This is a genomic window from Nesterenkonia halobia, assembly GCF_039536005.1.
Taxonomy (GTDB): Bacteria; Actinomycetota; Actinomycetes; order Actinomycetales; family Micrococcaceae; genus Nesterenkonia; species Nesterenkonia halobia.
Window position 1 is genome coordinate 37,436 of record NZ_BAAAYG010000012.1, and the last position, 10,810, is coordinate 48,245.

General features: G+C 71.4%; 10 protein-coding genes and 1 pseudogene. 8 read left to right on the top strand and 3 right to left on the bottom strand.

The window, feature by feature from the left end:
- Positions 1-4: 4 nt before the first annotated feature.
- The 8 genes from ABD652_RS12380 (at position 5) to ABD652_RS12415 (ending at position 7,862) form a co-directional block, all read left to right on the top strand.
- Entirely contained in the window at positions 5-589 is a 585-nt protein-coding gene (locus tag ABD652_RS12380; RefSeq protein WP_344721820.1) for a flavin reductase family protein, read from the top strand.
- The gene (gene acs, locus ABD652_RS12385; protein ID WP_425574581.1) at positions 586-2,676 is read left to right on the top strand and encodes an acetate--CoA ligase; all 2,091 of its coding nucleotides are present in this window, start codon (positions 586-588) and stop codon (positions 2,674-2,676) included. The genes ABD652_RS12380 and acs overlap by 4 nt, the downstream gene beginning before the upstream one ends.
- Positions 2,673-3,995 carry an O-acetylhomoserine aminocarboxypropyltransferase/cysteine synthase family protein gene (locus tag ABD652_RS12390; protein WP_344721822.1) on the top strand — a complete coding sequence of 441 codons (1,323 nt, stop codon included), beginning with the start codon at positions 2,673-2,675 and terminating at the stop codon, positions 3,993-3,995. Before acs ends, ABD652_RS12390 begins: the two co-directional genes overlap by 4 nt.
- Positions 3,992-4,525 carry a CoA-binding protein gene (locus tag ABD652_RS12395; RefSeq protein WP_344721824.1) on the top strand — a complete coding sequence of 178 codons (534 nt, stop codon included), beginning with the start codon at positions 3,992-3,994 and terminating at the stop codon, positions 4,523-4,525. The genes ABD652_RS12390 and ABD652_RS12395 overlap by 4 nt, the downstream gene beginning before the upstream one ends.
- 176 nt (positions 4,526-4,701) lie before the next feature.
- Positions 4,702-5,334 (top strand): SipW-dependent-type signal peptide-containing protein, encoded by a 633-nt coding sequence (locus ABD652_RS12400; protein ID WP_344721826.1) that lies wholly within the window; start codon positions 4,702-4,704, stop codon positions 5,332-5,334.
- Positions 5,331-5,957, top strand: a complete 627-nt coding sequence (locus ABD652_RS12405; RefSeq protein WP_344721828.1) for a SipW-dependent-type signal peptide-containing protein — start codon at positions 5,331-5,333, stop codon at positions 5,955-5,957. The genes ABD652_RS12400 and ABD652_RS12405 overlap by 4 nt, the downstream gene beginning before the upstream one ends.
- Positions 5,958-5,964: 7 nt before the next feature.
- Positions 5,965-7,317 (top strand): signal peptidase I, encoded by a 1,353-nt coding sequence (locus ABD652_RS12410; RefSeq protein ID WP_344721830.1) that lies wholly within the window; start codon positions 5,965-5,967, stop codon positions 7,315-7,317.
- Positions 7,314-7,862 (top strand): hypothetical protein, encoded by a 549-nt coding sequence (locus ABD652_RS12415; RefSeq protein WP_344721832.1) that lies wholly within the window; start codon positions 7,314-7,316, stop codon positions 7,860-7,862. The genes ABD652_RS12410 and ABD652_RS12415 overlap by 4 nt, the downstream gene beginning before the upstream one ends.
- Positions 7,863-7,876: 14 nt before the next feature.
- Here ABD652_RS12415 and ABD652_RS12420 read toward each other — a convergent pair whose 3' ends face one another.
- From ABD652_RS12420 to ABD652_RS12430, 3 genes and pseudogenes are all read right to left on the bottom strand, one after another.
- Positions 7,877-9,016 (bottom strand): HTTM domain-containing protein, encoded by a 1,140-nt coding sequence (locus tag ABD652_RS12420; protein WP_344721834.1) that lies wholly within the window; start codon positions 9,014-9,016, stop codon positions 7,877-7,879.
- 1 nt (position 9,017) lies between these two features.
- Positions 9,018-9,734 (bottom strand): DUF5819 family protein, encoded by a 717-nt coding sequence (locus ABD652_RS12425; protein WP_344721842.1) that lies wholly within the window; start codon positions 9,732-9,734, stop codon positions 9,018-9,020.
- A 220-nt stretch (positions 9,735-9,954) separates the two neighbouring features.
- Positions 9,955-10,810: pseudogene (locus ABD652_RS12430) on the bottom strand (hypothetical protein); the annotation flags it as partial.

Sequence of the window (10,810 nt, forward strand, 5' to 3'; positions counted from 1 at the left end):
GCCGATGCCAGCATCCGCACCCGCCCTCGCCGCCGAGGCCCCCGCCACGTCCGTCGACGTCGGGACGCCGACGCCTCTGGATCCGCTGCGGCTGCGCCGCGCCTTCGCCGAGTTCCCGCAGGGCGTGGTCACCGTCGCCGCCGAGGTCGACGGGACCCCGGAGGCGCTGATCGCCTCCACCTTCACCGTCGGAGTCTCGCTGGATCCGCCGCTGGTCACCTTCGCCGTGCAGCACACCTCCTCGACGTGGCCGCGGCTGCGCGACGGCGCCGGCCGGCTGGGCATCTCGGTGCTCGGCCGCGGCCAGCACGGGCTGTGCCGGCAGATCGCCTCGAAGGACCGCGCCTCCCGCTTCGACGGCGTCGCCCGAAGCACCGGCGACGACGGCGCGATCACCCTGGACGGCTCGCCGCTGACGCTGACCACCCGCATCCACGACCAGGTCACCGCCGGCGACCACGACATCGTCGTCCTGGAGGTCCTCGACGTCTCGGTGGACGAGCAGGAGGCGGTCCGGCCGCTGGTCTTCCACCGCAGCGAGTTCGCCCAGGTGCACGCCCCGGAGCCGGTGCCGGACGGTGACCGGTGACCCGGGCCGCCGAGACGTTCGCCGAGACGTTCGCCGAGACCGCCGTCGCGCCCGCCGAGCCGCTGGCCGCCGACGTCCACGCCTGGGCCGACCCGCAGACCGAGGACGAGCGCCTGGAGTTCTGGGCGACGGCGGCCGCCCTGCTGGACTGGCAGACGCCCTGGGAGACCACCCACTCGTGGACCCCGCCGGACCCGCAGGCGCAGCGCGGCCCGGACATCCGCTGGTACTCCGGCGGCACGCTCAACGCCGCGGTGAACTGCGTCGACCGCCATGTGGCCGCCGGCCGCGGCGACGTCGTCGCCCTGCACTTCGAGGGCGAGCCCGGCGACCGGCGCGACGTCACCTACGCGGAGCTGCAGGACCAGGTGAACCGCGCGGCGAACGCGCTGACCGCCCTGGGCGTCGGCGCCGGCGACCGGGTGGTGATCTACCTGCCGGTGCTGGTCGAGACCGTGGTCATCACCCTGGCCTGCGCGCGGATCGGGGCGGTGCACTCGCTGGTCTTCGGCGGCTTCTCCGCCGAGGCGCTGCGCTTCCGCGTCGAGGACACCGCCGCGAAGCTGCTGGTCACCACCGACGGGCAGTTCCGCCGCGGACAGGCGGTGCCGGTGAAGGAGAACGCCGACGCCGCCGTCGCCGGGGAGAACGCGATCGAGCACGTGCTGGTCGTCGAGCGCACCGGCTCGGAGGTGGCCTGGACCGCCGGCCGCGACGTGGCCTGGGGCGACGTTGTCGACGCCGCCTCGCCGGTGCACGAGCCGGAGTTCTTCGACGCCGAGCACGAGCTGTTCATCATGTACACCTCCGGCACCACCGGGAAGCCCAAGGGCCTGGTGCACACCACCGGCGGCTATCTGACCGGGGCGCTGTTCACCCATCTGCGGCTCTTCGCCCACCCGGATCCCGCGCGGCGGGGCGAGGACGTCCACTGGTGCACGGCGGATCTGGCCTGGGTCACCGCCCACACCTATGAGATCTACGGGCCGCTGGCCGCCGGGGCGACCCAGGTGATCTACGAGGGCACGCCGACCACCCCGCATCCGGGCCGGCACTTCGAGATCATCCAGCGCCTCGGAGTGACCAGCTACTACACCGCCCCGACGCTGGTGCGCTCGCTGATGGGCGCCTTCCCCGACGGCGTCCCGGCCGAATACGACCTCTCCAGCATCCGGCTGGCCGGCACCGTCGGCGAGGCGGTCAACCCCGAGGCCTGGCGGTGGATCCGGCGGGAGATCGGCCGGGACACCGTCGACGACGCCGGACGGCCCGCGCTCCCCCTGGTCGACACCTGGTGGCAGTCCGAGTCCGGCTCCACAGTGCTCTCCCCGCGCCCGGAGGACGCGGCGACCCGCACGCTGAAGCCCGGCAGCGCGAGCCGGGCGATGCCCGGCTGGGAGGCCGCCGTCGTCGACGACGCCGGCGCGCCGGTGGACGCCGAGACCCAGGGGAACATCGTGCTCACCCGCACCGGCCCGTCGATGGCGCGCACCGTCTGGGGCGATCCGGAGCGGTACTACACCTCCTACTGGGCGCAGTACGCCGAGCAGGGCTGGTTCCTCGCCGGCGACGGCGCCAAGCAGGACGCCGACGGCGACCTGTGGATCCTCGGCCGCATCGACGAGGTCATCAACATCTCCGGCCACCGGCTCTCGACCATCGAGATCGAGTCGGCGCTGGTCACCCACTCCGACGTCGTCGAGGCCGGCGTCTGCCCGGTCGAGGACCCGACCACCGGCCACGCGGCCGTGGCCTTCGTCGTGCTGACCGACGCCGCCCGCGCGCGCCTCGCCGACGCCGACTCGGACGGTGACTCGGCCGAGGAGAAGCTGCTGGCCGGGCTGCGCGCCCACGTCGGCGCGGTGATCGGCCCGGTGGCCAAGCCGCGGCGGGTGATCCCGGTGCCCGAGGTGCCCAAGACCCGCTCCGGCAAGATCATGCGCCGACTGCTGACCCAGCTGCACGACGGCGCGGCCCTCGGCGACACCACCAGCCTGCAGAATGAGCACTGCGTGGAGCAGATCGCCGCGATCTGCGACGCGCGCGGCACCGCCGCTTCCCGCCCCTCGACCCAGGAGACCGCATGAGCGAGAGAGAGTTCGGATTCCGCACCCGGGCGCTGCACGCCGGGGCCGTCCCGGACGCCGTCCACGGCACCCGGGCGGTGCCGATCCACCAGTCGACGTCCTTCGTCTTCAAGGACACCGACGACGCCGCGAACCTCTTCGCGCTGCAGAAGTACGGCAGCATCTACTCGCGGATCGGCAATCCGACCGTCAACGCGCTCGAGGAGCGGCTGGCCTCGCTGGAGGGCGGCATCGGGGCGGTGGCCACCGCCTCCGGGATGAGCGCGGAGTTCCTGGTCTTCGCCGCGCTGTGCGGCACCGGCGACCACATCGTGGCCTCCTCGAAGCTCTATGGCGGCACGGTGACCCAGCTGGACGTCACGCTGCGCCGCTTCGGCATCGAGACGACCTTCGTCGACACCACCGACCCGGAGGCCTTCCGCGCCGCGCTGCAGGAGAACACCAAGGTCGTCTACACCGAGACGGTGGCCAACCCCAGCTCCGACGTCGCCGACCTGCGCGGGCTGGCCGACGTCGCCCATGAGCACGGGGTGCCGCTGGTGGTCGACGCCACGCTGACCACCCCGTACCTGCTGCGGCCGATCGAGCACGGCGCCGACATCGTCGTCCACTCGGTGACGAAGTTCCTCGGCGGGCACGGCACCACGCTGGGCGGCGTCGTCGTCGAGGCCGGCACCTTCCCCTGGGACAACGGGAAGTTCCCCTCGATGACCGAGCCGGTCCCCTCCTACGGGGACCTCTCCTGGTGGGGGAACTTCGGCGAGTACGGCTTCCTGACCAAGCTGCGCTCCGAGCAGCTGCGCGACATCGGCCCCTCGCTGACTCCGCAGGCGGCCTTCCAGCTGATGCAGGGCATCGAGACGCTGCCGCAGCGGATGGGCGAGCATGTGGCCAACGCGCAGCGGATCGCCGAGTGGCTGGAGGCCGACGAGCGCATCTCCTACGTCAACTACGCCGGGCTGCCCTCGCATCCGGACCACGAGCGGGCGCGCGAGGTGCTGCCGCTGGGCGCGGGATCGGTGTTCAGCTTCGGCGTGACCGGCGGCCGCGAGGTCGGCGCCCGGTTCATCGAGGCGCTGCAGCTGGCCAGCCACCTGGCCAACGTCGGCGATGTGCGCACGCTGGTGCTGCACCCCGGCTCGACCACCCACCAGCAGCTCACCGAGGAGCAGATGGCCGCCGCCGGCATCCCGGACGACCTGATCCGCATCTCAGTGGGCCTGGAGGACGTCGACGACGTCCTCTGGGATCTGGACCAGGCGCTGGACGCCGCCCTGGCCGCGACGGCGGCCACCGAGCAGACGGAGGAGGCCCGATGAGCACCACGGAGACGACCGCCGACGCCGCGCACTCCGAGCACCCCCACGGGATCTGGGAGCCGCCGTCGCCGGTGCGCCGGCTGCAGCTGCTGCGCTCCGCCCGGTCGATCGCGATCGTCGGCGCCTCGAACAAGCCGCAGCGCGCCAGCCACTTCGTCGCGACCTACCTGCTGAGCTCCTCGAGCTATCGGGTGCATTTCATCAACCCGCGGCTGGACGAGATCCTCGGGCAACCGGTGTACCCCTCGCTGGCCGAGCTGCCGGAGGTGCCCGACATCGTCGACATCTTCCGCCGCCCCGAGGACGTGCCGGGCATCGTGGAGGAGGCCGCCGAAGTCGGGGCGCAGACGATCTGGATGCAGCTGGGCATCCGGAACCCGGAGGCCGCGCAGCTGGCCCGCGACCGCGGCATGGAGGCGGTGCAGGACCGCTGCGTGAAGATCGAGCACGCCCGCTTCCACGGCGGGCTGAACCTCGCCGGCTTCAACACCGGGGTGATCAGCGCCAAGCGTCAGCGCCTGGACGGCTGAGCGGCTCCCGGGGCGCCCGGCTCCGTGGTCGGGCGCCGGCTCTTGTCCAGCAGACGTGACCTGTCCTACTCTATCCGAAACGTAGCGTTCCGCGCCGTGTGGAGTGCTTCGTGTGCACAGGCCTGCTCGCTGAGGAGGGCGAGGGGCCGACCATCGGAGAGACGAGGGGACCTCTCATGACCGACGCCGCTGCTGCGTCCGGAAAGACCACTGCCCGCCGCCGCGTCCAGGCGGTGCTCGCCGGGGGCCTGGTCCTCGGCGTCGGCGCCGCGGTGACGCTGGCCTCCTGGAACGATTCGGAGTTCGCCGACGGGATCTTCGGCTCCGCGGCCTTCAACCTGGAAGGCTCGACCGACGGAGAGAGCTACACCGACCACGCGTCCGCGGACGCGGCCGCGACGCTGGACTTCTCCGCGGACAACATGACCCCGGGGCAGACGGTCCATACCCCGTTCTGGGTCCGGCTGGACGCCGACACCACTGTGGACGGCACCATCGAGGCCGCCGACGGCATCGGCATCACCGGATCCGACGGCACGAACACCGCCAACCTCTCCTACGAGGTCACCGCGGATCCGGACTCCTGCGACGCCGCCGGCGCGGCCACCGGCACCACGGTGGCCTCCGGCGCGGACCTCAGCACGGGCGTCGGCAGCACGTCGACCATCGATCTGACCGCTGGCGAGGACGCCGCCGGCACGCCGGTGCAGCTCTGCTTCTCCGTCACCGCGGCCGAGGAGGAGTTCGCCCAGGGTGACACCACTGAGGTCACCTGGGAGGTCCTCGCGACCTCGGTCGACAACTCGTGACCGGCCGGGCGCGCGCCGCCCGTGACGAGACCGCTCGCCACCGCCTCTCGGTCAGAGCCCGGGCGCTGCTGGCCGGCGGGCTGGTGCTCGGGGTGGGAGCCACGACGACGCTGGCGGCCTGGAACGACTCCGAGCACCTCGGCGGCACCGTCACCGCCGGGCACTTCACCCTGGAGGGCTCGACCGACGGGTCCTCGTACTCGACGTCGACGGCGGGTTCGCCGCACGCGGTGAGCTTCTCCGCCGCCGACGCGCTGGTCCCCGGCGCGCAGAGCTACGCCTTCTTCAGCGTGCGCACCGCGGCCGGATCGGCCGGCGGCGAGCTGCAGGTCCAGGGCGACGACGGCAATGTCGGCGCCCTGCCCGACGCGCTGACGTACGCGGTGCGCACAGTCTCCGGCACCACCTGCGACGCCGACGCCTTCGCCGGCGGGGGCGACGTGGTCGGCCGCGGCACTCCGGTGACCGCCGATGCCGAGACGAGCCAAGCGGTGGACGCCGACGGCGCCTCGGCGGTGAACTACTGTCTGGAGCTGACGCTCTCCGCCGACGCTCCGAACGACGTCCAGGGGGAGTCCGCGGCACCGGTCTGGCACGTCCTCGGCACCAGCTCGGACGGATGAGGCCCTCATGTCGAGTCTGCTGCGCCGACTGCGTCGCCTGACCGTCGAGCTGCTGCTCTGGGTCGCGGCGCTGGCCGGACTGGCCGCGATGGTGCTGGTGATCTGCGCCCACGTCTTCGGACTCTCGCTGATCCTCTTCCGTACCGGGTCGATGGAGCCGACCATCCCGCAGGGCGCGGCCTCCCTGGTGAAGGAGATCCCGGCCTCCGAGGTCGCCGTCGGCGACGTGGTGACCGTCGACCGCGCCGGACGGCTGCCGGTGACCCACCGTGTGACTTCGGTGGAGGACGGTGAGGGGCCGCAGGAGCGGATCATCACCATGCAGGGCGACGCCAACGCCGCGGAGGATCCGGAGCCCTACACCGTCACCGAGGTGCGTGACGTGCTCTGGTCCGTGCCGGGGATGGCCGAGCCGATCCACCGGCTGTCCGATCCGTGGGTGATGGGCACCGTCACCGTCGGGGCCGCGCTGCTGGTGGGCTGGGCGTTCTGGCCGCACCGTTCCGCAGGACAGTCCGATGAAGGCCACGAGGACGACGAAGGCAGCGAGGACTCCGGCTCGGGTGCGGCGCCTGCACGTCCCCGGCATGCCGCCCCGACGGTGATCGTGATGCTGATCGGCGTCGTCGGCCTCATGGCGCCGGCGACCATGGCAGAGCGCGCCGAGGCGGCGACCTCGCCGTCGGCGACGGACCGTTCCGGCACCGGAGTCGAGACCATCACCGGCGAGCATCTCGAGCTCGTCTCGGTACTGCCGCCGGACGCCGCGCAGCAGCTGACTCCCGGGGGCACCGCCGTGTGGGAGCTCGGCGTCTCGGCGCAGGCGCCGTCTCCGGGGGCTGTGCGCACCGGGCTGAGTCTCAGCGGCCAGGCGCCCCTGGCCGTCGTCGTCGAGTCCTGCGCCGAGCCGTGGGGCGGCACGCCGCGCGTCGTCGAGCCGGTCGTGTCGAGAGGGCCCGAGTCGACCTCCTGCGCGAGCGGCCGGCGGACGCTGCTGGAGGGGACGACGCTCTTCCCCGGCGACGAGGACCGTCGACGTCTCGACGAGCACCCTGCCGATGAGCAGCGCTGGCTGCGACTGCAGGTCTCGCTTCCCGAGGGCTCCGGAGACAGCGCCCCGGGCCTGGCTTCTCGGTTGCGAGTCCACGTCGTGGGCGAGGGTGAGTCGATCTCCGTCTCTCCGGACGACGTTCCCTCCCCTGCGCCGGATCCGGGAGACGGACAGCTGGCCACCACAGGAGCCCCGCTGCTGATCGTCGCCGCAGCCGGGATGCTGTCCCTGGGGATCGGGCGACGGCTGATGATGGTGCGGACGCGTCGGGCTGCGACGGACGAGTCCGGCGACGGGAGGCGGAGATGACACGGCGCCGGGGATCACGGCCCCGTCTGCGCCGCCTGCGTGCCGGCGTCGCGGTGACCGGGGCGCTGGCGCTGTTGGTGAGCGTCGGCGCCCCGCAGCCGCCGACGGATCCTCCGTCGGTCCGAGCGCCGGTGGAGGCCACCCTCGCTGAATGGACGGCCGGCGTCCATGCCCGGGCCGACGCGCTGACTGCCTCGACGGTGAACCCGCCGGCTCCGGTGGAGTGCCGTCCGCGGCTGCTGCAGCGCCCACTCATCGTCTGGACCCCGCCGGCGAGCGGACCGGAGCCGGAGGGCTACGCCGTCGAGATCCGACGTCGCGGCGTCCTCTCCCCCGAGGGTCTGATCAGCTCGGAGACCTATGGGCCGGGGACGACGCAGGTGTCGCTCAGCGCCGACCTGCTCGAGGTGCTCGAGGACCTGCTGGGCATCTCCACGCGGTATTCGATCACCGTCCGCACGCTCGGTCCGGGCCAGTGGACCTCGGAGCCGTCGCAGACGGCGAACTTCTCCGTCACTCTCGGGCTGGTGCCCAGCTGCGCCTGAGGCTCAGCCGGTGATCAGCGTGCCGGCTGCCCCGCGCGTCGCTCAGCGATGGTCTGGCGGCGGCGGATCCCCCGCCCGTCAGGACGTCCGTCGGGCGGCGGAGACTCGTCCTCATCGGCGTCGGAGGCGGCCGGCGAGCCGCGTCTCCTGACCCCGCGGACGCCGGCCCGAACGGCACGTTCGACCGCCCGCCAGCTCCGGTCGGTCACGAAGATCGCGTCGTAGGCCAGCATCGCCAGCGAGAACCAGGGGAGCCCCATCAGCACGGCGATGCCGCCATGCAGGGCGATGACGCCGAGCAGGAAGAGCCGGCGGGTGACCGGGTGCAGCAGCCCGACGGCGAAGAAGAGCTGGACGAAGACCGAGAAGTAGGTCATCACGGTCAGCAGATATGGATCGGCCGTGACCAGCTCATTGACAGCCGGAAGCACGCTGAACTCGGGCAGGCTCAACGGATAGTAGAGTCCGGTCCCGGACTGCCAGAGATCTCCCTGGACCTTGTACAGCGCCGAGGCGGTGTAGAGGATGAAGATCTGACATGCCAGGGTGATGAGCGCACTGTTGTGAACTGCGGCAGTCAACCATCGCGGGAGCACCGGCAAACCATAGTGCAGGCGCCGGAGCACGGACAGTCGACTCCCGGACTGTTCGATTCTGCGGCCGCGCGCACGACGACGCGCGTCGAGGGACCAGTGCTCGGAGGTGCTCATCAGGATCAGCAGCGTCAGGCCGATCCTCATGATGTTGTCCCCCTGGTTCCCGATCATCGGGGCCCGCTCGACCAGCCCGGTCATCCCCAGCACCAGCACCACGTTCATCACCCGCGTGCGCCAGCCCAGCACGAAGGCCACCGCGACGGCGGTCAGGGCGAGGTACTCCAGGGTGAAGACCAGCGGCGAGTCCGTCGCGAAGAGTCCGGTCAGGACGTCGAACTCGCCGGCCTCCCGCATGGGTTCGACCCAGAAGGAACCGGGTCCCCACACGACGTGGCGCGCCGGGAAGCTGCTCAGCAGGATCCCCAGCGCTCCGATGCCGACCAGGACGCGGGTCGCGGCGAGCCCGCGGAGCGCGCGACGCTGGCTCAGCAGCCAATCCTCCAGAGCACGGATCCACGAGAGGACCGGGTCCAGGACGTGGTGACGCAGCAGGTCCACCTCAGTCCACCTCCGTGGTCGCGTACTGGGCGAAGAGCTCGAGCTGCTGATCAGTCAGCTCCTGGTGGTGCCGCCACCCGTAGTCGCGGTAATCGATGTCCTGGTCATCCAGGGTCTCGTCCTGCTCGAGCTGATAGGGCGGGACGCGGCGACTTCCGGTCCGATACTGCACGCGGATGATCTCCCCCTGCTCGCCCCAGGTGACCTCGGAGTAGGCGGCCGCGATGAGTGTGGCGGTCGCGTCAGCCCGCATATATCGGTCGACGGCGCCGGATTCGCCGCCTCCCTCCTCCTCGAGCATGGTGCGCAGCTCGTCGACCGGCGTCTCGAAGAAGTCCACCGTCAGCAGGTCCCGCTGCTCGTCGCTCAGATCGCTGCGAGCACTGTGGACATAGCTGGCCGTCCGGCGGGAGACCTTCCTGGTGCGCGGAGGCGCCGGGTCTCCGTGGACCAGGGCGTTCTCGATGTCGGTGACGCGCGCCCACTCGGTGGGCTCGCCCTCCCCGGTCTCCAGGTCGACGACGAACGCACGGGCCTCGAACACCACATCGCCGCGCTTGGGAGTCGGTGCGAAGAGGGACCACCCCTGCTGGAACCAGGGTTGGACGTACTCACGAACACGATCGTAGCCGACGGCGTCGCGGAAGGCGGTGCTGGGCGCGACCCAGAGGCCGATGATCAGGCTATGGGCCAGGACGACGGCGAGCAGCGGCCACATGACCACGCGAGCGATGCGCGGGGCTCGGGGGCCGGAGGCAGGTTCCCCTGCAGGCGGCGCCGCCGCTCGGTCATCACGTGCGTGCAGGTCCATAGTCTCCGGAAGGCCTTGATCGATCTGGTACTTGTCACGGATCGTCTGTGGAAACGAACGCTGGCGACGCCATCACCCTGTCGGGAGATGACGTCGCCAGCGGTCATCGCTTCAGCTCACCATATGGTCAGCTCGTACGCCGTGCCTTGGCATAGCCGACGATGCCGACGCCGACCATCAGCAGGAGCAGCGCCATGAGGCCGAGGCCTACGGCTCCGGTCGGACCGGTGACGGCCAGACCATCGTCAGAGTCACCGTCAGACCCGGCACCCGAATCGACGGTGCCGTCACTGTCAGTGCCCAGACCGCCCGACTCCGTCACCGTGAGGGTGGCGGACTCAGAGACGTTCGGGTCCTGGTCGTCCGTGGCGGTGACGGTCAGCTCACCCGGGTCGATGCCCTCCGGCACCGTCCATCCCTCGGTGAAGCTGCCATCATCCCCGACTTCGACGCCCTCGATGGTGTCGACGATGTCGCCGTTCTCGTCGGTGATCTCGACCGTCACCGTGGTGTCCGGGTCGAAGTTCTCACCGCCGATGGAGACGTCGTCACCGGGGGCCGCCGTGTCCGGGTCGACCGTGACGGACGGCTCGTCAGCAGAGCCGTCGGTCTCAGTACCGCCGTCGGTCTCAGTGCCGCCGTCGGTCTCAGTGCCGCCGTCGGTCTCAGTGCCGCCGTCGGTCTCAGTACCGCCGTCGGTCTCAGTACCGCCGTCGGTCTCAGTGCCGCCGTCGGTCTCAGTACCGCCGTCGGTCTCAGTACCGCCGTCGGTCTCAGTACCGCCGTCGGTCTCAGTACCGCCGTCGGTCTCAGTGCCGCCGTCGGTCTCAGTGCCGCCGTCGGTCTCAGTGCCGCCGTCGGTCTCAGTGCCGCCGTCGGTCTCAGTGCCGCCGTCGGTCTCAGTGCCGCCGTCGGTCTCAGTGCCGCCGTCGGTCTCAGTACCGCCGTCGGTCACGGTCAGCGGAGTCTGAGCAGACTCACCA

Coding starts and splice junctions, on each gene's coding strand:
- ABD652_RS12390 (WP_344721822.1), top strand. CDS start 2,673: ATGAGCGAGAGAGAGTTCGGATTCCGCACCCGGGCGCTGCACGCCGGG.
- ABD652_RS12415 (WP_344721832.1), top strand. CDS start 7,314: ATGACACGGCGCCGGGGATCACGGCCCCGTCTGCGCCGCCTGCGTGCC.
- ABD652_RS12380 (WP_344721820.1), top strand. CDS start 5: ATGCCAGCATCCGCACCCGCCCTCGCCGCCGAGGCCCCCGCCACGTCC.
- ABD652_RS12425 (WP_344721842.1), bottom strand. CDS start 9,734: ATGTGGCCGCTGCTCGCCGTCGTCCTGGCCCATAGCCTGATCATCGGC.
- ABD652_RS12395 (WP_344721824.1), top strand. CDS start 3,992: ATGAGCACCACGGAGACGACCGCCGACGCCGCGCACTCCGAGCACCCC.
- ABD652_RS12410 (WP_344721830.1), top strand. CDS start 5,965: ATGTCGAGTCTGCTGCGCCGACTGCGTCGCCTGACCGTCGAGCTGCTG.
- ABD652_RS12400 (WP_344721826.1), top strand. CDS start 4,702: ATGACCGACGCCGCTGCTGCGTCCGGAAAGACCACTGCCCGCCGCCGC.